This is a genomic window from Glutamicibacter sp. AOP5-A2-18 (genome assembly GCF_052446055.1).
In the GTDB taxonomy this organism is placed as follows: Bacteria; Actinomycetota; Actinomycetes; order Actinomycetales; family Micrococcaceae; genus Glutamicibacter.
Genome location: NZ_JBQSVW010000001.1, coordinates 616,779 through 642,336 on the forward strand (window position 1 = coordinate 616,779; position 25,558 = coordinate 642,336).

22 protein-coding genes are annotated in these 25,558 nt (G+C 55.0%); 16 read left to right on the forward strand and 6 right to left on the reverse strand.

Translation table 11 applies throughout. The annotated features are described in order from the left end of the window. Positions 1-38 precede the first annotated feature (38 nt). From ACT3RW_RS03015 to ACT3RW_RS03025, 3 genes are all read left to right on the forward strand, one after another. Positions 39-455: a hypothetical protein gene (locus tag ACT3RW_RS03015; protein WP_444612765.1), complete on the forward strand. Its 417-nt coding sequence runs from the start codon at positions 39-41 to the stop codon at positions 453-455. A 227-nt stretch (positions 456-682) separates the two neighbouring features. Then, the gene (gene speB / locus ACT3RW_RS03020) at positions 683-1,669 is read left to right on the forward strand and encodes an agmatinase (protein ID WP_444612766.1); all 987 of its coding nucleotides are present in this window, start codon (positions 683-685) and stop codon (positions 1,667-1,669) included. Next, on the forward strand, positions 1,669-3,312 hold the full coding sequence (locus tag ACT3RW_RS03025) for a thiamine pyrophosphate-binding protein (protein ID WP_131090308.1): 1,644 nt from the start codon (positions 1,669-1,671) through the stop codon (positions 3,310-3,312). Before speB ends, ACT3RW_RS03025 begins: the two co-directional genes overlap by 1 nt. Before the next feature lie 119 nt (positions 3,313-3,431). On the opposite strand, the gene ACT3RW_RS03030 is transcribed toward ACT3RW_RS03025, so the two are convergent. Further along, positions 3,432-4,298: an inositol monophosphatase family protein gene (locus ACT3RW_RS03030; protein ID WP_444612767.1), complete on the reverse strand. Its 867-nt coding sequence runs from the start codon at positions 4,296-4,298 to the stop codon at positions 3,432-3,434. 80 nt (positions 4,299-4,378) lie between these two features. Between ACT3RW_RS03030 and ACT3RW_RS03035 the strand changes: the two genes are divergently transcribed. The 8 genes from ACT3RW_RS03035 to ACT3RW_RS03070 all read left to right on the forward strand — a co-directional run bounded on the left by ACT3RW_RS03035 (position 4,379) and on the right by ACT3RW_RS03070 (position 12,526). Beyond that, positions 4,379-5,098, forward strand: coding sequence for a GntR family transcriptional regulator (locus ACT3RW_RS03035; RefSeq protein ID WP_444612768.1), 720 nt, complete (start codon positions 4,379-4,381; stop codon positions 5,096-5,098). A gap of 108 nt (positions 5,099-5,206) precedes the next feature. After that, positions 5,207-6,352 carry a CaiB/BaiF CoA transferase family protein gene (locus ACT3RW_RS03040; protein WP_444612769.1) on the forward strand — a complete coding sequence of 382 codons (1,146 nt, stop codon included), beginning with the start codon at positions 5,207-5,209 and terminating at the stop codon, positions 6,350-6,352. 15 nt (positions 6,353-6,367) lie between these two features. Beyond that, entirely contained in the window at positions 6,368-7,546 is a 1,179-nt protein-coding gene (locus ACT3RW_RS03045) for an acyl-CoA dehydrogenase family protein (RefSeq protein WP_444612770.1), read from the forward strand. Positions 7,547-7,582: 36 nt separating this feature from the next. Continuing rightward, on the forward strand, positions 7,583-9,040 hold the full coding sequence (locus ACT3RW_RS03050) for an aldehyde dehydrogenase family protein (protein WP_444612771.1): 1,458 nt from the start codon (positions 7,583-7,585) through the stop codon (positions 9,038-9,040). Between the two features lie 35 nt (positions 9,041-9,075). After that, positions 9,076-9,933 (forward strand): 3-hydroxyacyl-CoA dehydrogenase family protein, encoded by an 858-nt coding sequence (locus ACT3RW_RS03055; RefSeq protein ID WP_262198362.1) that lies wholly within the window; start codon positions 9,076-9,078, stop codon positions 9,931-9,933. Positions 9,934-10,049: 116 nt separating this feature from the next. After that, positions 10,050-11,123: an App1 family protein gene (locus ACT3RW_RS03060; RefSeq protein WP_262198360.1), complete on the forward strand. Its 1,074-nt coding sequence runs from the start codon at positions 10,050-10,052 to the stop codon at positions 11,121-11,123. A 17-nt stretch (positions 11,124-11,140) separates the two neighbouring features. Beyond that, positions 11,141-11,608: an acyl-CoA thioesterase gene (locus ACT3RW_RS03065; protein WP_131090300.1), complete on the forward strand. Its 468-nt coding sequence runs from the start codon at positions 11,141-11,143 to the stop codon at positions 11,606-11,608. A 63-nt stretch (positions 11,609-11,671) separates the two neighbouring features. Next, on the forward strand, positions 11,672-12,526 hold the full coding sequence (locus ACT3RW_RS03070; protein ID WP_444612772.1) for a siderophore-interacting protein: 855 nt from the start codon (positions 11,672-11,674) through the stop codon (positions 12,524-12,526). Positions 12,527-12,879: 353 nt separating this feature from the next. On the opposite strand, the gene ACT3RW_RS03075 is transcribed toward ACT3RW_RS03070, so the two are convergent. After that, on the reverse strand, positions 12,880-13,728 hold the full coding sequence (locus ACT3RW_RS03075; RefSeq protein WP_444612773.1) for a DNA-3-methyladenine glycosylase family protein: 849 nt from the start codon (positions 13,726-13,728) through the stop codon (positions 12,880-12,882). A 2-nt stretch (positions 13,729-13,730) separates the two neighbouring features. Continuing rightward, on the reverse strand, positions 13,731-14,327 hold the full coding sequence (locus ACT3RW_RS03080) for a DNA-3-methyladenine glycosylase I (RefSeq protein WP_444612774.1): 597 nt from the start codon (positions 14,325-14,327) through the stop codon (positions 13,731-13,733). Between the two features lie 321 nt (positions 14,328-14,648). On the opposite strand from ACT3RW_RS03080, the gene ACT3RW_RS03085 reads away from it, so the two are divergent. From ACT3RW_RS03085 to ACT3RW_RS03105, 5 genes are all read left to right on the forward strand, one after another. Next, the gene (locus ACT3RW_RS03085) at positions 14,649-15,020 is read left to right on the forward strand and encodes an ArsR/SmtB family transcription factor (protein WP_444614605.1); all 372 of its coding nucleotides are present in this window, start codon (positions 14,649-14,651) and stop codon (positions 15,018-15,020) included. Next, complete coding sequence (locus ACT3RW_RS03090; RefSeq protein WP_444612775.1) at positions 15,020-15,961, forward strand: cation diffusion facilitator family transporter; 942 nt, start codon at positions 15,020-15,022, stop codon at positions 15,959-15,961. Before ACT3RW_RS03085 ends, ACT3RW_RS03090 begins: the two co-directional genes overlap by 1 nt. Before the next feature lie 129 nt (positions 15,962-16,090). Then, positions 16,091-16,840: an ABC transporter ATP-binding protein gene (locus ACT3RW_RS03095; RefSeq protein ID WP_262198353.1), complete on the forward strand. Its 750-nt coding sequence runs from the start codon at positions 16,091-16,093 to the stop codon at positions 16,838-16,840. A gap of 3 nt (positions 16,841-16,843) precedes the next feature. After that, on the forward strand, positions 16,844-19,357 hold the full coding sequence (locus ACT3RW_RS03100; RefSeq protein WP_444612776.1) for an ABC transporter permease: 2,514 nt from the start codon (positions 16,844-16,846) through the stop codon (positions 19,355-19,357). Positions 19,358-19,460: 103 nt separating this feature from the next. Then, a complete protein-coding gene (locus ACT3RW_RS03105; RefSeq protein ID WP_262198351.1) occupies positions 19,461-19,805 on the forward strand; it encodes a DUF6176 family protein in 345 nt (114 codons plus the stop codon). A gap of 69 nt (positions 19,806-19,874) precedes the next feature. On the opposite strand, the gene ACT3RW_RS03110 is transcribed toward ACT3RW_RS03105, so the two are convergent. From ACT3RW_RS03110 to ACT3RW_RS03120, 3 genes are read right to left on the reverse strand one after another with little or no spacing between them, the layout of a single operon-like run. Beyond that, positions 19,875-23,201 (reverse strand): ATP-binding protein, encoded by a 3,327-nt coding sequence (locus ACT3RW_RS03110; protein WP_444612777.1) that lies wholly within the window; start codon positions 23,199-23,201, stop codon positions 19,875-19,877. 3 nt (positions 23,202-23,204) lie between these two features. Beyond that, positions 23,205-23,891, reverse strand: a complete 687-nt coding sequence (locus ACT3RW_RS03115; RefSeq protein WP_131090290.1) for a DUF4194 domain-containing protein — start codon at positions 23,889-23,891, stop codon at positions 23,205-23,207. Continuing rightward, complete coding sequence (locus ACT3RW_RS03120; protein ID WP_444612778.1) at positions 23,888-25,348, reverse strand: DUF3375 domain-containing protein; 1,461 nt, start codon at positions 25,346-25,348, stop codon at positions 23,888-23,890. The genes ACT3RW_RS03115 and ACT3RW_RS03120 overlap by 4 nt, the downstream gene beginning before the upstream one ends. Positions 25,349-25,558: the final 210 nt, after the last annotated feature.

Here is a 25,558-nt window from a genome sequence, read left to right on the forward strand (position 1 = left end):
CACCGTACGCACATGGTGCGGCGAGCGATAGGAGTGGCGTGAGTACTAGCGAAACAACTGGCACCCAGAACCAGCTACGCTCTATCGGCTGGTGGGCTTCGGTGTTCCTTGGTTTACTCGCGGGCACCACCTTGACGTGGATTCGTACCCAGCGCAACTTCTTTTTCATCGGCGCGGTCATCATCGCTGTGGTGATTGTGATAATCGGAATGCGCACCATCCGGCGGCGTGCACGCTTCCCTCAAATGGCTCAAGCCCATACTTCTTGGCCATATGCCGTCTGGACGATGGTTCTTCTCGTTCTTGTGGGTCCAATTCAGCTGGTTTACGTGGCCGATGATCCCGGTGAACTTATGCTCAAATCTATCATTCTTTCCACCGGCTTTTGCGTGGCAATCCACGAGCTGGATCGAGCAATGATCAAAGCCACCAGGAAGTACCTTCGCCAAGAATAGAATTTTTAGACGTTCTGCCTTCAGTGCTCAGGATCGTCAAATGCTGCCGTAGCCCCTTGTAGGGCTACGGCTTTTGTTGTCTTTTGCCCCGGAATTCACGTCATAGTCACTATTTTGGTGCTCTGAGTCTTGACGTGACCTCGCCAACAAAATAGCATAATGGGAAACGTAAGTTTCATATTAGGCAACTATGGCAGTTGCCGAATAAGTGCCAGGAGGGCAAGAGCATGAAAGAAGTTCGCATCGAGGAAAACGGCAAGCTGGGGCCAATCAATGCAGCGATGATCCCTCGCTACGCCGGCGCCGGTACCTACGCCCGTCTGCCGCGTCTGGACCAGGTCCAGAGCGCTGACATCAAGATCATTGGTGTGCCTTTTGATACCGGTGTTTCCTACCGTCCAGGTGCACGCTTTGGTGCCAACCACGTCCGTGAATCCTCGCGCCTGATCCGCCCTTACAACCCAGCCACCGACACCTCGCCTTTTGCTCAGAGCCAGGTAGTTGACGCCGGTGACCTCGCGGTAAACCCGTTCAACATCAATGAAGCTATCGAAACGATTCAGGAAGAAGCCTTGGAGCTAACTTCTGACGGTTCAACCCTGGTCACCATCGGTGGCGACCACACCATCGCACTGCCACTGCTGCGCGCTGCATCCGAGCATGCCGGTGCACCGGTGGCCATGTTGCACTTCGACGCTCACCTGGATACCTGGGACACCTACTTTGGTGCCGAGTACACCCACGGCACCCCATTCCGCCGTGCGGTAGAAGAAGGCATTCTGGATACCGAAGCCATCTGCCACGTGGGTACTCGCGGCCCGCTGTACGGCAAGAAGGACCTGGAGGATGACAAGCGCTTCGGCTTTGGCATCGTGACCAGCTCGGACGTGTACTACCAGGGTGTGCGTGAAATCGTTGAGAAGCTGCGTGCGCGCATCGGCAACCGCCCGCTGTACATCTCGGTGGACATCGACGTACTTGACCCAGCCCACGCACCAGGCACCGGAACCCCGGAAGCCGGCGGCATCACCAGCCGTGAGCTACTGGAAATCCTGCGCGGGTTGCGCGGACTGAAGATCGTCGGCGCCGACATTGTTGAGGTCGCCCCAGCTTACGACCACGCCGAACTGACCGGTGTGGCCGCCAGCCACGTCACCTACGACCTAATCAGCCTGATCAGCGACTTCCGCGCCAACCAGGGATTGAACAAGTAATGACAACACAGCCCCAACGTAACGGCGGCGACCTGGTCATTGAGACCCTCACCGCGCTGGGAGCTAAAACCGTGTTCGGCATCCCCGGACAGCACGCCTTGGGGCTGTTCGACGCGCTCTCCCGCTCAAACCTGGAATTTGTCTCCTCTCGAGTGGAGAACAACTCGGCCTTTGCAGCCGACGGCTATTCCCGCGCTACCGGTGAGGTGGGCGTACTGTTCCTCTCCACCGGCCCCGGCGCGCTAACCTCGCTGGCTGGACTGCAGGAAGCCTATGCCACCGGTGTGCCGATGGTTGTTGTGGCCAGCCAGATCCCACTGGATGGACTGGGTGCACGACGCAAGGGCATGCTGCACCAGCTCGATGACCAGAAAGCTTCGGCGGCCAACGTCACCAAGTTCCAGCAGACCGTACATCACGCCTCTGGCATCCCTTCGGCCATTCAGGATGCTTGGGCGCGTGCGATCACTGTGCCCATGGGGCCGGTGTGGGTTGAAGTTCCCCAGGACGTGCTGCTCGCTGAAGTGATGGTGCCACCGGTGCAGGATGCTTTGGCTGAAGCCTATGAGCACCCACCGCGTGAAGAGTTGATCCGCGAAGCAATTAACTGGCTCTCCGATGCACAACGTCCGGCCATTATCGCCGGAGGTGGTGTGCGCCGTGCCGGTGCGCAGGCCGAACTGTTGGCCGTGGCGCAAGCCTTGCAGGCGCCGGTGCTTTCCAGCCCGGGCGGTAACGGGGCTTTCCCGTGGAATCATGAACTGTCCTTGCAGTCATGGGTTGAAGACCGTCACGCCACCGAGGTTATGGAAGATGCCGACGTATTGTTGGTCATCGGCTCGGCCCTAGGCGAAGTGACCAGTAATTACTTCACCCTTGAACCGCGCGGCAAGATGATTCAGATTGACGCTGAACCACGAGTTCTGGAGTCCAATACTCCTGCGCTTGGTATTCGCGCCGACGCCCGCGAAGCGCTGAAGTTCCTGGACCGGGGATTGAAGGATGCCGGGTACACCTCGCGCGCTTCATGGCATGGACAGCGACCACAGCAGGTGGTCGCGCAGACCCTAGAAAAAATCCAGGCACGCCTGGATGCTCAGGATCTGGGCAAAGAACAAAAATTCATGGAAGACATCCGTGCCGCAGTTCCGGCATCGATGCAGACCTTCTGGGATATGACCATTGCAGCCTACTGGGGCTGGAGCTGCTGGGATGCCAAGGATGGCCAGTTCCATTCGGCACAGGGTGCCGGCGGTCTGGGCTTCGGTTTCCCTTCGGCCATTGGTGGCGCGATTGGTACCGGGCAACGAGTACTGGCTGTCAGCGGTGACGGTTCCTCGATGTACTCCATCGCTGAGCTAGCAACCGCCAAACAACACCAGGCCCCAGTGACCTGGTTGATTGTTGATGACGGTGGCTACGGCATCTTGCGTGAGTACATGGAAGGCGCTTTTGGTAAGGCTACGGCCACCGAGCTGGTCCGGCCCGACTTTGTCGCACTGGCTCAGTCCTTCGGTGTTCCGGCGCGTGAGGTCGAAGTTGATCAGATCGGTGACGCGCTCAAGCAGGCGCTTACCGAAGAGGGACCAAACGTCATCGTGGTCAAAACTCTGCTGAAGATGTTCGCCCCGACTCACCTCTAAACAGCATCGGCCAGGGAGTAGTACTGGCAATCAAGTGGTGGCCTAGAACCCGTAGCAAAAGCTACCGGTTGTAGGCCACCACTTTTGTTTTGTGCACCGCTTGGCGCCGCTGAAAATTTTTAGTGCACCGTGCTGGCGCGCAACTGATGAATCTGCTGTGCTGCCGAATTTAGCGAAGGGTAGTTGGCGCCCGGTCCTTGGGCGATAAAACCGGGACACTCGTGATCGGCTAACCCGGTTTCACCGTAGGCCAACCCACGGAAAGTTCCGTGTGTCATGCGCACCAAGTGTGCTCCGGCGGCCACGTCCCAAACTTTGGTATCAAAGCCGATGGTCGCATCAGACCAGCCGGCGGCAACGTGAGCCAAGGCTAGAGCGGCGCTGACCTTTCGGCGCACGGTGGCAAAATCTTGAATCCACTGACCCAACAGTTGCAAGGCGATGTCGCCATCCTTAGTCAGTGACTCTGCCCCGGGATAGTCGGTCATCAGATTGGCGCGAGATTGTTCCGGGCGGGTGCCCGGACGTAGCGGAACGTCGTTGAGCATCGCAGCATCCGAGTTCGCGCTGAACTCGTCGCCGGTGACTGGATCGATGATCACCGCGGCCACCAGCTGGCCGTCAAGGGCAGCTGCGATGGAAATGCAGAAGAACGCTACGCCGTGAACAAAATTGCTGGTCCCATCGATGGGATCCACGATCCACTGCACCTTGCCTGCGGCTTTATGGCCGGAGGTGGTAGTTAGTTTCTCTTCGCCAAGCACCCACGAATCGGGTACCGCAGCTAACAATGAATCGGTGATGAGCTGTTGGCTTCGGCGGTCAATGTCGGTGACCAGATCATGGGTGCTGGTTTTGTGCTCAACATTTACTGCGGTGCGAAAGGAAGAAGACAGTAGGGGAGCTGCGCTACGTGCTGCATCCAGCGCAGCCAGGCGCAGGTCTTCGGCCAAAAAATTCTCAGGGATCGATTGTTGCTCACTCACTGTGTCAGCTTATCGTGCCCGTGGAAACGTTCAGATAGTAGATGGTCAGGATCAAGACGAATCAAGATAAGCTTCTGCTCATGAGTAGCATGCAACCGATTGCCCCTAAAGCCTCGCTGACCGAACAGGTCACCACAATGATCCGGGCGGCCATCGTTGCAGGGGAGATGGCCCCTGATCAGCACTATTCGGCCATTGGCATTTCCGAGAAGCTCGGGGTCTCACGCACTCCGGTGCGTGAAGCTTTGCAGCTCTTGGAAAAAGAAGGCATTGTGACTGTGGCAAAAAACCGCGGGGTGCGGGTCAACCAGATCTCCTTGGAAGATATCGTTGAGGTCTTCCAATTGCGGTTGGCCATTGAACCGGCAGCTGCCGCGCGCGGTGTGCTCAACGCTACTGACGCTGACCGTGCCCGGCTCACCGAACTGCACGAGCAGATGATCAAGGTTGGGCAGAGCGGTGACGGGAGGGCCACCCTAGAGGCCGATAAAGAATTCCACCTGTACCTGCTGGGATTAGCCAGCAACAAAAAACTGGACAGTGTGGTGGGGCAGTTGCGCAACTTAGTGCTTGCTCATGGGCAAACTACCGTGCCCTATGCTCGCAGCAGTCAGGAGTTAGCGGGGGATCGTGAGCAGGTTATGGCTGCGATCCTTGCTAAGGATGCCCCGGCCGCTGCCGAAGAAGTGCGTGGACACATCATGCGTACCGCGCAAATGCTGATCCGTTCGATTTGTTCGCGGACTCCGGGCCTTGAAGCTCAGCCATTTTTGGACCGTCTTGAAGATCTAATTTCCTAGCTGCACCTAGCAAAGTTCCATTAAGTCTTGCCATGAGTGAGCTACGCAACATAGAGTAGCATGCAACATGTAACAACCATCAACTTAGCGGAGCCGGAGGTGAAAGTGGTGAGTCAACCGCTTGAGGGAGTCAAGGTCGTTGACCTCTCGCGCATTCTTGCCGGGCCATTGTGCACGATGACATTAGGTGACTTCGGCGCCGACGTCCTCAAGGTTGAAAGCATCGCGGGCGATGAAACCCGCGGATGGATTCCACCGGTCAACGCCCAGGGCATCAGCACCTACTACTGGTCGGTGAATCGCAACAAACAAGCAGTCATTGTCGACTTTGCCAACACCGCTGCGCTAGATCGACTGCTGGCACTCATCGCGGAAGCCGATGTCCTAGTGGAGAACTTCCGCCCCGGAGTACTGGCCAAATTCGGCCTGGACTACGACAGGCTCAAAGCACTGAACCCGTCACTGATTTACTGCTCAATTTCTGGATTCGGTGAAAAACAAGGTGCCACACTGCCCGGATTTGATCTTCTGGTCCAAGCCGTCGGTGGGCTGATGAGTATCACCGGAGAACCAGATGCCACGCCTAGCAAGGTAGGAGTAGCGCTGGTAGACGTGCTGGCAGCACAGAACGCTGTCACCGGAATACTGCTGGCCTTACGCGAACGTGAGAGTAGTGGACAAGGGCAGCGAGTAAGCATCAACTTGCTCTCATCATTGCTCGCCGGACTGACCAACCAGTCAAGCAGCACACTGGCCACCGGCCAAGCGCCAGCACGTATGGGCAACGCGCACCCCAGCATTGCGCCCTATGAAACCTTCAACACCAGTGATGGGGTAGTAGCCATAGCGGTGGGTAATGACCGGCAATTTGCTGCACTGTGTCAACAACTCGGAGATCCGGCGCTCGCCGAGGATCCACGGTTCTTCACCAACTCAGCCAGGGTGGCCAATCGTGGGGTGCTCAAAACCCTCATAGAAGAAGTCACCAGTACAAGAAACGCAGCAAGCTGGGCCGCCAGCCTGATGAATGCCGGGGTACCAGCAGGAAAGGTCAACTCCGTTGCTGAAGCCATTGACTTCGCTAAAGAGCTGGGCCTAGATCCGGTGACAGTCATCAAGGATGAAGTCACCGGAGAAGGGACTACTCAGATATCCAGCCCCATCGGTCTCTCGCGCTCCGCAGCCCAATACCGCAGACTTCCGCCAACCCACGGCCAACACCAAGAACTCTTTGACCAACCTACTCATGCTTAGCTCCGAGGAGAGAAAATGACCACCACAGAACATATCCTTGATCCGGCAGATTTGATCAACTTTGATTCCTTGCTCTCCACTGAAGAGCTGGCCCTTCGAGATACGGTGCGCGGCTTCGTCAAAGAGCACATCAAACCTAATATTGCCCAGTGGTACAACGACGCGGTCTTCCCAGTGGAAATCATTCCAGAAATGGCCAAACTGGGACTGCTTGGAATGCATCTACAAGGTTATGGCTGCGCCGGCCGGTCAGCGGTGGAGTATGGCATCGCCGGGGCAGAACTGGAAGCAGGTGACTCGGGACTGCGCACCTTTGTTTCGGTTCAGGGTTCGCTAGCGATGAGTGCCATCTACAAGCATGGATCGGAAGAGCAGAAGCAAGAGTGGCTGCCAGCGATGGCTGCCGGTGAAGCCATCGGTTGCTTCGGGTTGACTGAACCGACCGCTGGATCAGACCCTTCAAACATGCAAACTTTTGCGCGCCGCGATGGAGACGACTGGGTGATCAACGGGCCCAAGCGGTGGATTGGTCTGGCGAATATAGCCCACGTCGCGGTGATCTGGGCACAGACCGAGGAAGGGATCCGAGGCTTTGTGGTTCCTACCAACACCCCAGGCTTCACTGCGACACCTATTGAACAAAAACTCTCCATGCGTGCTTCGATCCAGTGCGAAATCGACCTTGTTGATGTGCGTTTGCCCAGCTCTGCAGTGTTGCCAAACGTCAAAGGATTAAAGGGCCCGTTCTCCTGCCTGAACGAGGCACGCTATGGAATTCTTTGGGGATCCATGGGCGCTGCACGTGACGCATTTGAAGACGCTTTGGCATACTCGCGGCAGCGAATGCAGTTTGACAAACCGCTGGCCGGATACCAAATGACCCAGCAGAAGCTGGTGGATATGGCCTTGGAAATAAACAAAGGCTTCTTGCTGGCTCTTCACATTGGACGACTCAAAGACGCAGGAAACTTGGATCTTCATATGATCTCGGTGGGCAAATTGAACAACTGTCGCGAAGCCATCAAGATCTGTCGCGAAGCTCGCACCATTCTTGGCGGGAACGGCATCACCTTGGACTACTCGCCGTTGCGTCATGCCAACAATTTGGAATCGGTACGTACCTACGAAGGTACCGATGAGGTTCACACGCTGATCTTGGGCAACAAACTCACCGGCGTTCCGGCTTTCCGCTAAACCGAGCTCTGAAAAAGAATCTAGAGGAATGTGACTATGGAATTAACTTCCACCCCGGTGTCCTTGTACCAGTATCTCAATGGCACTTGGGTTGAGGGCAAGGGACGAGAAATTGTTTCGTCCGCTGCTGCTGATAACTCGCAGGTACTCGCCAAAGGCAGTGCAGCCAGTGAAGAACAAGTTGATGAAGCTTTTACAGCCGCTCACCAAGCGAAGAAAAGCTGGGCACGAACCCCGATGGCTACGCGTGCGGCCTTCCTCACCGCGGCTGCGCGCTACCTCAAGGAGCATGCCGAGCAATTCGGCGAGGAACTGGCCAGCGAAGAAGGCAAAACTCGGGCCGAAGGTATCGGCGAAGTACTGCGCGCAGCCCAAATTTTCACCTATTACTCGGGTGAGGCCGAACGCGTTGCCGGGACTGTTTTCCAATCGCCGCGCCCAGGGGAACAGATCTTGGTGACCAACAAGCCACTGGGCGTGGTGGGCATTATTACCCCATTCAACTTTCCTATCGGTATTCCAGCTTGGAAAATCGCGCCTGCACTCGTCTTTGGCAATACGGTTGTGTTTAAACCTGCCAGCCTTGTGCCGATTTTGGCGTTGCGCCTGGCCCAAGCTTTGGATTATGCAGGGCTGCCAGCAGGAGTACTGAACCTGCTCATTGGTCCCGGTGCGTTGGGGGACCGAATTATTGCCAACGAGCACCTCAATGGTTTGTCCTTCACCGGATCAACTGCTGTAGGTCGCCGGCTCTGTGCCGCCGGCGCCTCGCGCGGCATCCCGGTTCAGGCCGAGATGGGAGGCAAGAATGCCTCGGTGGTACTTGCCGATGCTGATCTTGATCTAGCCTGCGAAGAAGTGCTCTTCGGGGCTTTCCGCTCTACAGGACAGAAATGCACTGCGACCAGTCGCCTCATTCTGGATGAAGCTATTGCCGAATCATTCATGTCAAAGCTCACCACTCGCTTGGAACAGTGGAATACCGGTGACCCTATGGACCCTAATGTTCATATGGGGCCACTGGTTGATGCCAAAGCTGCGAGTTCGGCGCGTGAGGGGATCCACCGCGCTCTGAGCCAAGGCGCGATCCTGCGGTTCCAAGGCAAAGCGCCAAAAACTGGTAATTATCTGGCACCTACCATCTTGGAGCTACCGGACGGTGAAGCAGGCCGGACGAACTGTAGTTGGCGCGAGGAATTTTTTGCCCCGGTTCTCGCGGTGCGCAAGGTCAGCGGCGCAGAGCAGGTATTCGAAGCGGCCGAGGATTCAGAATTTGGGCTGAGCTTGGCGCTGTTCACAAGTAATCTTGCGTTGGCCCTGACTGCTCAACAGACACTGGATGTTGGTATATTGCATGTAAATTCGGAGTCAGCAGGCGCAGATCCCCACGTTCCATTTGGTGGAGCCAAGTCATCAGGATACGGACCGAAAGAACAAGGAACGGCAGCTCGCGAATTTTACACGCACACGACCACCACATATCTGCGGGGCTGACAGTCGCCGCTGAAGTGCCGAAGAAAGTAGCATCAATGACGATTGAACGAATTTTGGTTATCGGCGCCGGAACCATGGGCCGGCAAATCGCAATGAGTTGTGCCTTGAGCGGCTACCAGACAATCCTTCAAGACATCTCTGCTGACGCCTTGTCTGCTGCACGCAAGGAACTGGAATCTTGGGCCGATTCGCGAGTTTCCAAGGGGAAGCTAGAACAAGCAGATGCTCAGGCCGCTTTGGAACGCCTGAGCGAAAGTACGGATTTAGTGCACAGCGCGGGCACTGCGGATCTAGTCATTGAGGCTGCCGTAGAGCGACTAGATATCAAGGAGCAGATTTTCGCCACGCTGGGTGAACACACCCCAGCCCACGCGATCCTTGCAACCAATTCCTCAACTCTGCCTTCGTCGCGTGTAGCTCAGGCCAGCGGACGACCTGCGCAGGTATGCAATATGCATTTCTTCAACCCGGCGCTGGTCATGAAGTGTGTTGAAGTAGTTCGCAATGAACAAACTAGCGACGAAACGGTGTCAGCGGTGACGGATGTTGCTACCCGTCTGGGCAAGCAACCGGTACTAGTAAACAAGGAAATCCCGGGATTCATTGCCAACCGCATGATGGGTGCTATCAATGCTGAAGCGTTGAACCTGGCCCAGCAGGGTATCGCCAGTATCGAAGACATCGATACCACCGCGAAGACAGCTCTTGGGCACCCGATGGGTCCTTTTGAACTCATGGACATGGTGGGTTTGGACGTCATCGATTTTATTGCCCAAGCTACCTACGCCGAGACAGGCGAGGATGCGGACAAGCCGCACCCGCTGATCACGGAGAAAGTTCAGGCTGGATTATTGGGACGTAAGAGTGGAGAAGGGTTCTACCCTTATTCCTGATGGAGCACTCCGCAAAACAGATCAGCAAGCGGAAAGGGTGCCTTGAGGCCGTGAATTACGGCGATTCAAGGCTTGTCTTTTTACTTGCTTGGCCGGTGACATGAAAGACTGTGAGCATGAGTCACATTTCGACTGATCAGCGAACTCGTCACGTAGCCTCACGCTTGGAAGACCAATTTCACGGTTGGCGTGCAAAGCGTGCACAGGCCAAAGGTCAGGGTGCCGTCATCCTTCCCTACACGGGATATGGTTCTTCCGGTCCTGAGGACGGCTGGATTCGTGTTTTGGCCCGAGTGGTCTTGGCAGGACCGGGCGCCTTTGAATTTGGGCAGCAGCAGGCTCAGGTGATTGCTGACGGGATCCGCGGATTCCGCAATTTCATTTCACCCATTCTTCCTTTTGGGAAGGTAAGCATTGATGTCGGGGACCAACGTTTTGAGGTCCAGGCAGACCGAGGCGGAGTCATTGACGTCAAGCTAGCAGTAGACCTACCTGCAGGCTGGCATGAAGTTCACCTCCACGCGCATGGTGGCGACCAGGCGACCGCTCGAATCATGGTGATTGATCAGGCCCAGAAATTTGGTGTCATTAGCGACGTTGATGACACCGTGGTTGTCACTGCGCTTCCGCGTCCTTTGCTGGCGGCTTGGAACTCGTTTGTCCTCTCCGAGCATGCCCGCGTGGCCACTCCGGGCATGGCTGTGATGCTTCAAAAAGTTCAGCAGGATCACCCAGGTGGGCCAACGATCTATCTGTCCACTGGCGCATGGAATGTCGCGCAAACGTTGCAACGCTTCATGTCTCGCAACCTGTATCCAGAAGGCCCACTGCTACTTACGGACTGGGGACCGACCGAACGTTCATGGTTCCGTAGCGGTATGCAACACAAGGTTGATCAGCTACGCCGTCTGGCTCAAGAATTTCCTCAAATTTCGTGGATTCTGGTGGGTGATGATGGCCAGCATGACCCGGCGATTTATGCCGAATTTGCACGCCGTTATCCTGAACTTGTCAGGGCGATAGTGATCCGTCAGCTCACCCCTTCGGAAGCGGTGCTCGCAGGCGGACGTTCCAATGAACTACGCCGAACCACACCAGGTGTGCGGTGGATCTATGAGCCTGACGGCGCACGTATTCTTGATCAGCTGGTAAAACTTGGGCTCGTCAATGACGACGCCAAGAATATGTAGAAGGAAGTTTTTAAGTCGTGGCTGAGTCTGCACTTCGCGTACAAGTCCCCATGCGGTGGGGCGACATGGATGCTTATGGGCACGTTAATAACGTCAACCTGATCAGGCTGATGGAAGAAGCGCGCATTGCAGGCTTTGGTGTGCCGGGCGGCACTGGTGCCCCTGGAGTAGAGCCGAAGGCTGATATTTTTTCGGCGGTGCCAGCAGGGATCCAAATTCTGGTTGTGGAGCACCGTGTGCGGTACTCCAAGCCATTGGAGTACCGCAACGTCCCGGTGAATGTGGATCTGTGGGTCGCCAACATCAAACCAGCGAGCTTTGATATCTGCTACGAATTCCGTGATCCGATTGAGGACTACCTTTGTGTTAAAGCCTCGACTACTTTGGCCTACTTTGACCCGATTACTTCACGAGTTCAGCGGCTAAGCCTTGAGGAACGTGAGGGTCTGAGCGCTTTCGAAGGTGCAACGACTTTCCCCAAATAAGCTCTGAGGCTCCCGTCAATTAGGATTGAAGTATCTTTTCTTATTCGGACAGGGAGTGTTGACATGACTCAGCCAGCTGGTGGACGCACGCAAAACGAATCTCGTACTTCACGACCTCAAGTTGTATTGCAAGTACTCAAGCGCGAACACATCGGACCTCATCTGGTGCGATTGACGCTTGGTGGCCCGGGGTTTGCGCAATTCGTGGATAAGCCTGTCACGGACCGCTACGTTAAATTCTTGTTTGCAAAGCCAGAACTTGAATTGCCGTTGCCGTACAACTTGGATGAGCTGCGCACTAAGCTGGCTCCCGAGGATATGCCGGTTCGCCGTACGTACACAGTGCGCCGCAGCGATCATGAAGCTGGAACCATCGAAGTTGACTTCGTCGTTCACGGGGACGAGGGCTTGGCCGGCAAATGGGCACGAGATACTGAAATCGGATCGTCAATCTGCTTTGGCGGTCCAGCAGGGCAGTTCGTGCCCCGCGAAGAATTCGACTTCCACTTCTTCGCTGGTGATGAAACGTCGATTCCGGCTATCAGTGTCGCCTTAGAAGCTATGTCTGACCAAATGCGGGGCGTGACCATTATCGAGGTGGCTGACGAGGCTGATGAGCTGGACTTAGTCCACCCCGAAGGTGTTGAAGTTCGTTGGGTGCATCGCAACGCCCCATTCGCGCCTACGAGCACCGTTTTGGAAAACACGGTGCGTGACTACCCTTGGCCAGGCGGCCGGGTGCAGGTGTTTGCTCATGGCGAGCGCGACGTTATGAAAAAACTACGACTCTATTTCTATGATGAGCGCGGCGTGGACCGACGGGACATGTCCCTGTCGGCCTATTGGGCCTATGGTCGTGCCGAAGATACTTTCCAAGCTGAGAAGCGAACTGACGTAGGAAAAATCTTCGCAGACTAAATCAGCGGTTGCCCCTGTCTGCCCTCCTCCTACCTGTCTTCGGTGACGTCAAATTCTTAGTTATGCTTACCTAAGAAAAATATTAAGATATTAGGTGACTAGCTCTTGACGTTATTAGGGTGCGACGGGTTATGCTTATTTCAGAGCTTCTCCCGTGTGTGGTCGGGAGAAGCGATCAACTTGACCGAGTTCTATCGGCCAGTTCACTACGGCCTGAGGTTGCTCGCCTCAGCCTAGTTGTCGGCTTAGCCGGCTCGAATAAGGGGAAAGTGAATCGGGTAGCCTGCTCAGCTATCCGGATCGCAGAAAAAGGAACCTACCAAGATTGCACAGCTTGGTAGGTTCCTTTTTCGTTAATCGTGTTGGCGTGAGTCGTGGTGCCAGAGCAGAAGCGTGGCCAGGTATCCAGCTTGGGATGGCAAGTCCTTGAGTTCATTCTCGGAGACACCCAAGTTATTCAAGGCCCGCCGCACGACTAGGTCTGTATCAAGGAATATCTCGGGAGCTCTTAGTCCTCGTAACGCCATGTAGTCTCTGGTCCACGGACCTACTCCTCGCAATGCGAGTAGCTGCGTGAGGAACTGCTCGTGGTCATGGTTGAGGTGCTGGCCAAAGTCTTGATACCAGTGGGCAACCGTATGCAATGTTGTTGCCCGCGCCAAGGGACAACGAATAATGGACTGGATTTGCGCGGGCTCCAGTGAAGCAGTGGCTTGCGCGGTGGGGAATGCGCGTAGTCCCGACTGGTGTAATTCACCTAAATTTTCTACGTATCGTCCCGCAAGAGTTCGTGCGGCGGCTAAAGAAACTTGTTGACCAATGACGGTGGTAGCCAGGGCCTCAAAAATGGTCGGATAGCTAATCAACCTCAGGTGGTCAGATTCTTGTGCCAGGCGCGCAAAGCTGGGCAAGGTCTGCAAGGATGCGTAGGCCGACGAGGTATCTTGCCTGAGTCCGAACCAATGGTCAATCGTTGACCGCAGCTTGGGGAGCAGCTTAGCCGACGCATCGTGTTGAACTATGACAGCGTCGGGATCTAACGCCACGTGTACTTCTACTAGATTGTCGTCGAATCGCAAGATTCGGTGAACCTGCGCTGCCGCTTCATCTATTTCTTCTTGGCCCGGAAGCGAATGAAGTCTTAGTACCGCCAGGGTATGGGTAACGTCCAGCATTCCTGAAACGGTAAGACGAAGTGTCATGGTTACGCGGTCCAGATGCCTGAACTGTTGCGGCGGTGCGAGCCGATGAGGTGGGTGTCGACCATTCCGATCGCCTCCATGAGAGCGAACATGGTTGTCGGCCCCACAAATTTGAAGCCACGCTTTTTCAGCGATTTAGCCAGCTCTTTGGACTCGGGACTCTGTGTTGGGATCTCATCAAAAGAACGTGGCGCGGGTGTCTGTTCGGGCTTGAATGACCAGACGAAGTTTGCCAAGCCGCCTTCTTCGCGCATCATCAGCGTTGCCTCGGCATTGGCGATCGTTGCCCGGATTTTGAGTTTGTTGCGGACGATTCCAGCGTTATCCATCAGGCTGGTGAAGTCATTCTCCGTAAACAAAGCGACTTTTTCAGGATCAAAGTTCGCGAAGGCTTCACGGAAAGCTTCACGCTTGGAGAGAATGATGGCCCACGAAAGTCCGGACTGGAAACATTCCAGGCTTAGGCGTTCGAAGACCCCGGCTTCGGTGTCTACGGGCATGCCCCACTCGGAGTCGTAGTAATCACGGAGCATGTCGTTGGACGCTGCCCATTGTGGGCGGGCGAGGCCATCTTCGCCGATAACAAGGTCTTCGGTCATGAATCCATCTTCGCATTGCGTGAGGTCAAGAGGATGTACTGAAGAAATGCTTCAGAATTTAGATACTCTTGGGACCTGATGAAGTCTACGCGAGCCGCGCTGAGCGCAGCGGTTTTTCTTCCGCATGTTCAGCGATTTTTGAGCTTGTTACATTTTGCGGTGACCGGTCCATGAATCTGATGCAGTCTTTTCTGGGCGCTCCGTCCCGGCTAGCTGCAATGTGGTGCTGGGCAGAATTGAGCAGCGTTGTTTCTTTGAGTAGTGCTGTGAAGCTCTTTGCGGAGGGTTCAGTTTTTGGCTCATAACAAGTATCATCGCTATATGGCGATTATAGAGTCTCAAGGCGATATATTAGTGAGGCGTGATGAAAAGACGGCAGAAGCTGCCCTCTTCCACGCGCTGGCTGACCCTACGCGTTTGTTGATTCTGGAACACCTTAAAACAGGTGAACACAAGGTCCGAGAATTAACCGATCACCTCGGACTCGCTCAAAGTACCGTGAGTGCACACCTGGCCTGTCTGCGCGATACGGATCTAGTGAAGGTCAGAAGCCAGGGCAGGGCGAGCATCTACTCATTGGGACAACCCGGCTCTCTGGATCAGCTGCTGCTGATAGCACGCCAACTCATCCCACTGAAGACCCAGCATCATTGGCACGAAGCGCACACCAGCGACGAAACCCAGGGGGAGTAATGGGCCACGATCACTCACACGGCCACTCCCATGACCACTCGGACGCAAATCGAACTCGTCTAGCCTGGGCCTTTGGCATCACTGCGACCATCTTGCTAGCTGAGATCATCGGCGCCATTGTCACTAGTTCGCTCGCATTGTTGGTTGATGCGGCGCATATGCTTACCGATACATTGGGACTGCTGCTAGCTCTGACCGCTGCGAACCTCATCGCCCGCAAGCCCACCACCAAGCGAACGTGGGGCTTTAGACGTGCAGAGGTTCTCTCTGCAACGGTGCAGTCGGCATTGCTTTTGGCTGTAGGTATTTACGCTGCCATCGATGCGGTACGCCGACTGTTTACGCCAGAAGAGATTCACCCGACAGGTCTGTTGATCTTTGGTGTGATTGGTTTGCTCGGAAACGTCCTATCCATGTGGATCATCTCCTCCGGCCGGAATAACAACCTTAATATGCGAGCGGCATTCTTAGAAGTGGTCAATGACGCGCTCGGCTCCGTTGCGGTGATCGTCGCAGCGATGGTCATCGCCAGCACTGGATGGATGCAAGCCGACTCGGTTGCCGCGTTGGTTATCAGCGCACTGATTGTTCCTCGAGCGTTGAAGCTCCTGAGCGAAACTACGCATATTCTGCTGGAATCAACCCCGCGCGGACTTGACCTCATTGCAGTGCGAGAGCACTTGGAACACCAGCCCGGAGTTATTGCCGTCCATGATCTGCATGCAAGTCAGATTGCATCAAATCTGCCGGTGCTCACCGCCCACGTGGTCGTCGAAGAATCTACCTTCTCGACGGGAGTGGCCGGAGAGCTACTCAAAGATTTGCAAAAATGCGTAGCGGATCACTTCACCGTCAGCATCGAACATTCGACCTTCCAAATCGAACCTCCAACGCATCAGAGCACCGAGCACCAGCATGGGTGCGAGGATCAAGGGCATTAAAAGCGCGATTCAGAATACTGTGGATTAGTTTTGTCTAGGCTGGATCATACCTGAGTATGACGAGAGTGCTGATCAAGACAATCCTGTTGGTGGATGCCGTTCTGGCTAGGGACTTTATATTCTTTTAGTATGACTTCTGAAACCCTGCCAAAAATTGATTATGCGGTCGCCGCACGTGGTCTGACAAAGACCTACGGACATGACTCCACCCGAGTTGAGGCGCTTCGCAGCGTCGATGTCGCTTTTGCGCGGTCCAAATTCACTGCCATCATGGGCCCCTCCGGTTCAGGCAAGTCCACCTTGATGCACTGCCTAGCAGGTCTGGACTCAGCAGACGGTGGAGAAATTATCATCGGCGGCAAGAACCTGCTGTCGCTGAACGATGATCAGCTGACCGAGATGCGTCGTGAACAAATTGGATTCGTCTTCCAGTCCTTTAACCTCGTCCCAACAATCAACGCACAAGAGAACATCTTGCTTCCGTTGTCTTTGGCCGGAAAGAAGCACGACGAGGCATGGTTTGATACGGTCATCAAAGCTTTGGGCCTGCGCGATCGCCTAAACCACAAGCCGCACGAGCTTTCCGGCGGTCAGCAGCAACGTGTTGCCGTGGCTCGCGCATTGCTTACCCGCCCGGAGGTTGTCTTTGGTGACGAACCCACCGGCAACTTGGACTCTCGCACCGGTGCAGAAGTCTTGTCGCTGATGCGCTCTTCGACTCGAGAGATGGGTCAGACCATCATCATGGTGACCCACGATCCAGTGGCTGCGTCCTATGCCGACACCGTGCTGCTCATGAAGGACGGCAGCATCGTGGGAACCATCGAGGAGCCAACCGTGGCTACCGTGTCCGAGGCACTTGCCTCATTGGCGGAGTAAATAATGCTGCATGTAGCACTTTCTAATATCAAGACCTACGCCCGGCGCTATATTGCCGTCGTGCTGGCAGTGGCCATTGGTACTGCTTTCCTTGCAGCAACCCTGGCCGTAAATTCATCAACCCAGGCGACCTTGAAAAACTCCTTGGGGGAGTCGTACAAAAATGCCGACTTGGTGGCCTACTCAGATCCGAACCTAGACCCCGAAACAACCGAACAAACCAGCTTCACCCTCAAAGAAACCGACGATATCCGGAAGCTCTCCGGAGTCACCGAAGCCTACGGTCTGGGCTATGCCTACGGTCAAATGCACACCTCGGACAACGGCTACAACGTCCAGGTTCAGCCGGTAGATCCAAAACAGGGTCTAGGCGGAATGGAACTTGTTGAAGGTCGTGCGCCGTTATCCAACAACGAGATGATCATCGATCAATCCCACGCCGAAGACATGGGTATCTCCGTAGGTGACGTTGTTGCGTTAGACGATGAACAAGGCAAAGCCCAAAACATAAAAATTGTTGGTCTTCAGCGTTCCTCAACCAACCCACAGACCTCGGCCTATGCCTTGGCTGGCATGAGCGAAAAAGCCTGGAGCAATTTCGCGGGAGAGCAAGCAAACTTCAATGACATCGTCATCAAGGGCGATGGTGCGCTGAACGCAGTCACCCAAGAGGTCCAGGATTACTTCGCGGATAAGAAGATGAAAGACATCGCGGTCGTCACCGCGGATCAAAAGGTCATTGACGACGTTGCGCAGATGACCGGTGGTACCGATCAGCTAACCGTCGTCCTGCTTATCTTCGCTTTGATTGCTTTGGTCGTCACCGGCCTTGTTGTGGTCAATACCTTCTCGGTAGTCATCGCCCAGCGCACCCGTGAACTGGCACTGCTACGAATTCTCGGTGCCAAGCGCAAACAAATCCGAAGCTCGGTGCTACTTGAAGCGTTGGTCATCGGTGTCGTCGCTTCCGTCATTGGTGTTTTGCTTGCGGTCGCCTTGCTTGCCGGCTTGATCGCACTGCTTCATGCGCTGGTACCAAGCATGTCCTACGCTGCGATGGCAGTGACTCCGGTGGGACTGATTGTGCCTATCATCGTGGGTATTCTCATGACAGTGATCGCAGCCAGCCTGCCTGCGCGACGAGCCATGAAGTTGGCCCCGCTCGCAGCCCTTCGTCCATTTGATTCGGCAAGCGTCAAGAATCGTGCAGGAATCGTGCGAATTATCTTTGGTGCCATTCTTGCCGCGCTCGGCGTCGCCCTGCTGATCTTTGGTGCGGTCAAGGGAGACTTGATTGTTGCTTTCCTGGGCGGGCTACTTTCGTTCCCCGGAATTCTGATGCTCGCTTCGCTATTTGTTCCAAGTAGCGTTGCCGGGATTGGTAAGGCGTTTGCCGGCACGTCGACTTCACGTCGTCTGGCAGCCCTGAACGCGGTACGCAATCCAGGTCGAACCACTGCCACCGCAACCGCACTGCTCATTGGTGTGACGCTGGTGTCCATGATCATGGTTGGTGGACAGACGGCCAAAGCTAGTCTGAACAACTCAGTTGCGGCCGAGTACCCAATGGACATGGCTGTTTCGTTCTTCGACGGCACCGCTGATGAAGCTAAGGCCAAGGAACTGGCTGAAAAGATCAATGACGTCGAAGGGGTCAGCGCAACAACCACCTTCGCCAGCACCACCGCTGAACTGGACGCAGACACTGGCGCGGACATGGGGTTGGACGGATCGGTGCAGCTTCAATTGCTCTCGGTGAATCCAGAAGAATTCTCCAAAACAGTCCTAGACCAGCAGATTGTTCCAAAACCAGGAGAGATAGTGCTCACCGGCTGGGACTTCGGGAAGCCAACCATCAAGATTGGCGACAAGACCCTCAAGGTCAGGGAAACTAGCGCTTTGCTTTCGGGTAGCCCCATCGCGGAAGAGACCTTGAAGACTTTAGGCCTCAAGAACGCGCAGACTTACCCGGGAATTATCGTCAAGGTGGATGAGGACGTCGCTGGTTCAAAGATCAATGAACTGGTCACCGAGATTTCAGACATCACCGGAGTAGATTCTTCGATGATTGACGGCGGCGTCGTCATGAAATCGATGTTCTCGCAGATCATTGACGTGCTGTTGACGATTGTTTCGGCACTCTTGGCGGTAGCAGTATTGATTGCACTGATCGGTGTAGCTAATACGCTCAGCCTTTCGGTCCTTGAACGTACTCGTGAGAACTCGTTGCTTCGTGCCTTGGGGCTAAAGAAGAAGCAGCTACAAAGCATGCTGGCTACAGAGGCCGTGCTCATCGGTGGTGTTGCCGCATTGCTCGGCATGATCCTAGGTGTCGCCTACGGTTTGTTGGGCGCACAGTCGGCGCTGTCCGAAATGGGCAAGATGACCTACTCCATCCCTTGGCTGCAGCTCATTGCGGTCCTCGCGATCAGCATCATCGCTGCGTTACTAGCATCGATCATGCCTGGCCGACGGGCAGCGAAGTTGTCGCCGGTTGAAGGCCTGGCCACCGAGTAACAACAGAGCAATAAAGTGCGGGACCAACAGCAGTTCACAAGAGGTGGCGTTGGTCCCGTTACCTCGTTATGGCATCGGAACCGATAGAAATAGAGTGTTTCCCATGAACATAGAACTCACACGGTTCAGGGTCCTACCGGGAAAATCCGCAGCTGTTGATGAATGGATGGACCTTCTAAACGATAATTTGCCCGCTGTGCTCAAGACTTTGGACGACGAAAAGATGTACGTCGAAACCATTTTTAGCGAGACCTTGGACGGCATCGATTATCTGTACTGGTACAGCATTCAAGGCGAAGGTGGAACAGAGGTTCAGGATTCAAATCATGAGATCGACAAAGCGCATTTGAAGTTCTGGAAAGAATGCATCGACCCAGATTTTCCACCGCAGGATCTTCAAACCCGGGTGAGCATGATTCCAGATCAGATACGTTCGAGCATGAAGTGAAAACACGTAGTGCAATGTTTAATGGCCGGTTCCATATTTGGAACCGGCCATTCAAGTCTCTAGCAAAAGCTAGTTACGCAGAGTGATCGTCGTGGCCATTGCTGGGGAACGACCCGTAGTCACGAAGCCCGAGATATTAGATCCTGGGTGCTTGATGATGTCGGTAATGGAACCCAAATGCCGACTCAAATCGATCTTGTCCTCAGGGGCAGCAAGTACCAAATGGAAGCCGAACTCTTGAAGAGCACGTATGCCTGCAGCGGCATATTCGGAGTTGGCCTGAATAAAGGCCTCATCGATCATGACCGTGCCGTAGGAAGTGAATCCTGCCGATGCAAAGCCGAGCTGGTAAGCCAGTGCGGCACCCATGATGAAGGAAGTAAAGCGCTGACCTTCACCACCAGAAAGAGTTCCCGGCTCCAAACCAGTTTCAATTTCACCATTGGACTTGTGCTCGTTGCAGCTAATCATGACATGCTGACGGACATCAAGAACCGTTGAACGCCAAGCATTCATCGCCGGGTCGCTCAATGCGGAAACCAACGCTTCCAATGCTTGGTAAGAGGTAGCCAAGGACGATTCATCCTTAGTTGTGTAGGCCTCCTGTAACGCATCCTTCAACTCTTTACGGAAGTTTCCGGCCTCCACCGGAACGGCATTCTCAACTTCCAAACGCAAGATCGATCCATGCTCAAAAGTTACCTCCGCAAGAATCTGATTCAGCGGCCTAATACGTTCAGAGATCATCCGACGTTCTTCATCAAGCAACTGCAAAAGATCACTGAATCGCTCGTATGAACGGTTGGCAAAGTATTCGCGGAACTGAGCCTCATGGTGAGGCAGACCGTCCGCCACAATCTGCTCATGCAACTGTGAGTAGTGTTCGGCGGCCTCGGCCGACGTTCCGTGAGTCTGTGCGTGGGAGGTACCAAATTCACGGGCAAAACGACGGAACGTTTCGCTCAACGCGCTACCAATTTCTTGGCGCTGACTACTCAACGAGTTAACCTGGCTACCCAGCTGGAGCTTGACCTCAGCGAAAGCTTCACTGATCTGTTCGTTCGGTGGGCAGCTACCAGAGATGACCTGTTCTAGAACAGGACCGAGCAACTGGTGCCGACGAAGCGACAGTGGAATCTCTTGCTCCCAGTTTGTCGCTGGTTCCTGCGCGGTAGAAAGCACCTGCTCCGCACGCTGGACCTGCAACTGCAAATCTTGGATGTGTGAACGAACCAAAGCCAGATCACCCACCAGCTTTTCTGCCTCAGCCTTGGCAGTCTCAAGCTGTTGGCGGACCCGAGACGAATCACCAGACAAGGACAGCGCATCGCCTAGCTTTTGCTCACCGCGACGTAATGCTTCAAGTGCAGCAGAAGAATCAAGCTGGCTGAAACTACGTTCATCAGCGATGATCGCCTTGAGCAGCTGCGACTTGGCAACAACTTGATTCTTCGCATCGCTACGCTGATCCGCGGCTGCTTGCGCCTTGACGATTTCCTGTTCTTGACGGGCAGCCTTGGCCTGCAGTTCAGAAATCTTGGACTCGTTGGTGAAGCCCAAAAGGTACTCGGAGGCAGGCAACCCTCGGGTATCACGCTCAAAGGTTCCGGCACCGGTCTTTATGGTTCCTGCCGGCGTGATGGCCTTGGGATGCACATGCATTGCTGCGTCGTTATCAACACAGGCCAAAGGATAGTCAGCGGTGATCTTGGCTTTCAACCAGCTGCCTGCGTCACCTGGAGCGAAGTCCAACTTGGTGACCAGATCTGCAGGTCCAGCCTCAGCAGGCTTAGGCTGTTGCGAAATATCGGTCCAGCGCACACGACCCAGCCCATCAAGCTGGTCGATAGCATGAGTGACCTGCGCAAGTAGTTCACCAGGTACTAAAAGGGTACGGGCCAATGAATGCAAAGCCTTTTCAGCGGCCAGTCGCCAGTTTGCAGAGTCGGCAGAAACATCCATGAGCTCACCGGCAAAAGGCAATTGATCTTCGCGTAGTGAACAGGCTGACGTGATGGCTCGACGGGCGGCAATTGAACGCTCATCGATATTGCTGGCACGACGCTGGTACGAACGAATTTGCTCATCCAGCGACTCGGCCCGCTTACGAAGATTGACCAAGGTAGCCATGGCTTCATATTCGACGGTTTGGGCGTCGTGAGTAATCGAGGTCAACTGCTGAAGCGTGCGAGCAGCGTTGGCGCGTAGCTCATCAAGTCCGGTGGCGGAGAACTCGAAGCTCAGACCGGCATCCGTTGCCTGCTGCTGCAGAGCCCGGACAATGTTCTCTTTTTCACTCAGTGCTTTGCGGGCCACATCCGCTTCACGCTCAAGTAGCATCAGCGATGCCGAACCGGCCGAATCGTGGGCCGCTTCTAGAGACTGCAGCTGATCATCAAGCTGCTCTTTGCGCTGGCGCAGTTCTTGCTCTTTGGCCTGCAACGTGGCCAATTCACTTTGATGAGAGGCCAAATCATTGCGCAGCACCAGCTGACGCACTTGAGATTCAAGAGCCTGCACGTCAGTATCTAGAAGCTGACGGGTCTCGGTGATCTGCTGCGCTAATGAACGGTAGGCCTGATCCTGGGCAGGGACTTCGGCCAGAGCATCACGTTGTGCCCGAGCAGTATCCAACTGACGGTAAATGCCACGCAGGTGGGCGAAGTCCTCCACCGCGGCTGCAGCGGCTTTCAGCGTTGCTGGTTCTTCAAGCACTTCATGGCGGAAGAACTGGTTCACACCTTTGGCTAGTCCCTTACCGTTTTGCAAGGTGCGCAGCAGGGCAAACGCCTTATCGCTTTCCACACCTAGTCGACGGCGTAACCGCTCGATAAACGCCTTATGCGTGTCAAAAGCCTCGGTAGGAGCCAAGGCTTTGGACAGCGAAGAGACCGTGAAACGGCGTGGGCCGTGATTCTCCAGCTCTGCGATATCCACTTTGCCTTCACACAAGAGATAGTGCTTAGAAACCTGGCCTTCCAGACCAGCGTCGGGCAAATCAAAGACGGCGCCGGCGGTGAGCGTATTGCCCATGCCGTCGTCGTAGCTGAGGATGATTGCGCTCCAGGTCGCCCCTGGACGCTGATAAACGGTGCCTTCGCTGGTCTTAAACTGCCGGCCACGCATATAGGAGAACGTGGTGCGACGGTCCTCCCTAGTTGCTGCATCATTGGCTGATTCGTTAAGTCGAGGGGTAGCGAAGAAGACGTGGCCCATGGCGTCAAAAAGGGTCGATTTACCCACACCTGGGTGACCGGTCACCAGTGTTCCGGCGCGGTCCACCAACAAGTCATGAAGTCCGTGGAAGGTACCCCAATTAACAATCTGCACCCGGCTCAGTCGATGCTGGCCTGGATTGATCGCGCCGCCTAACGGAAGAGTCATTGCAATGCTCATCGGTTACTCCTGCACCAACTCGGGGGTCTGTTCAACAAGGTCATCGTTCTCATCAGCCAAAAGGTTAAACGCCGGTTCATTGGCATCGATAGCTGCGATATAACGAGGGATGTCTTGGATATTGTTCAACGGCAGAGCCATCGCCAGCGCAGGGGAGATACGGAATTCGTTCTCCAATTCGGTGCTGGTCAATAGTCGCAAGGACTGCAGACGGGCAATAGCTGCATCACATGATTCAGCAAAACGCTTGTCATCGCGGTCAGTTGACTGACGGTGCTCGGCGAGGATTTCGTGCATCGTGGAGCGGGACGCGACTGCGTCGTTTCCACTTCCAGCCTGCTGTTCCAACATCAGTCTCAGACGCAAAGCCAGGAGCGTTTCATCACGCTTGAGCGGGCGGCGAGGTGCAATTGGAGCGGTATGTACCTGCTCAATCTGTGCTGGGGCCAGCATGGCGATCTTGCGATCCATGTCCAAAGTCAGTGTCAAGAAAATTTCCGAAAAGTAATCGGTGACTGTTTGCTGCTGATCAAGGAGCAATTGCCAAGCTGCCGCATCAACCGATCCATCAAGGTAAGGACCACGCAGTAGGCGGACCAACAGCTGGCGCAGCGGAAGAGAGAAATTTCCGGTATCACCGTCGAACAGCGGTTCGGCGATCGGTGCGGCGTAGGCATCGTTCGTGGTCATAGCGGCTCCTTCGTGAAGCGTAGGGCGGGCAGGATTGCGGTTCTCATCGAGCCATCAAGTTGTTGGAATTCAATGTTGATCAATTCGCTCTCGTTGAGCGACTCACCATTGGTGCGTCCGATTTCGACCAATGCACGGATGGAATTCAAATGACGGTGTTCATCATCTAGAGCGTCAAAGACGGCATCTAGGCTCACTGCCTTGTCAGTTGATGCTTCCAGCTGGGAAGTAATGGAGGCGCGTAGCAACCCCATATTTGCTTGCGGAGTGCTCGGGTTGCGAACGATATCGGATTCGCTGTACGCAGGTGCTTGAGCCAACGGGGGAGGCGCCACATGCTCGGAAGGGTCATAGATCCCGAGACCAGAAAGTGTCATGAGCTGCGGAGTGTAAAGATCCATAGGCGTCAGCCCACTACGTGGTTTCAGCGCAGTGGACTTGCTGATGGCAAGTTCCGCTTCACGCACTGCTTGACGCAGAAGTTCAGCCTGCTTGTAATCTTCGGACTGCACAAAGGCGTGCAGAGACTCGGAAAGTTTGCCGTAGGAAGTATGAACTTCGGCGGCCTGTCGCCGTAGCTCACGCAACAGATTGGTCAGAATCTGACGTTCTGTGGAATCAAGATCATCGACGAAATCGCGTTCAAGCACTTCGGCAAGAGCAGCGCGGAAACGTTGCTGAGCGTCAGGAGAATTGAGGAATTCGGTGAATCCACTAAAGGTTTCGCCCTCCGCGGTGGAGCGCAACTGTCGGTCGGCTTCAAGTACCTGACCGACGGCCACGCCCTTTGCTGTCGAAGCATCAAGAATGCCCTCACGCAGGGAATGCAACATATCCTGGACACCGTCGCGCATGCGGCGGAAGTCTGCGGGCAAGCTTGAGGCGAGGTCCAAGAGCGAACGTGTTGCCGACAACGCAGTGGTACGCGAAAGAACCGCTGGTTCATCACCGGTGCGCAATTGCTCAATTTGTGCTTGGCGTATCGCTATCTGCGATTCAAGAGCACGAATACGCGCTTCAGGGTCCGGGTCGGTTTCATGGACCAAGGACTCCAGCGAGGACAGCAAGGTGTTCAGCCGCGACGAGTTTAGATGCGAGTCGTCGGTGGAAAAATCTGCCAGGAAACGCAGTGAGCGTAAGGTTTGGGCGCTGGGTTCATAAACGAAGCGTCCGTCAATGAGCGGGCGGGCCAAGATCCCTTGCTTGACCCAGCTTTCAGCAAAATCTTGGGCAGAGTAAGACTGCGGGATCTGCTCGTCACTTTTGCGTGCTTGCTTCAGGAAAGAATCCAGCGAAGCGTGAAAAAGCTCCAGTGCAATACGGGATCGATCTGCGGTGAACTCGGCTCTGATAAACGCAACTGCCCATGGTTGGGCCGTCAAAAGACGATATGCTGCCGAACCTTTGAACTGCTGAGCCTGAAGCCACAAACTATTCGCGCGGTGCGAGGGCTGCATGTACTTCCTTGATCTTTAGGACGCCTAACTAATCAATTCTAAATCATTGGCCTCAACAGAAAATGTGAATCCATCCCACCGAGGCGTCAATTCGTAACAGATTAGGAAGAATCGCCGGTGAAGGGCTGTTGTCGCATACCCAATCTGTGTAGGGTCGCATTAACTAGATGACAACCGGTTTTCTGCAAGTCTTTGAGGCTGAGCGGAGTG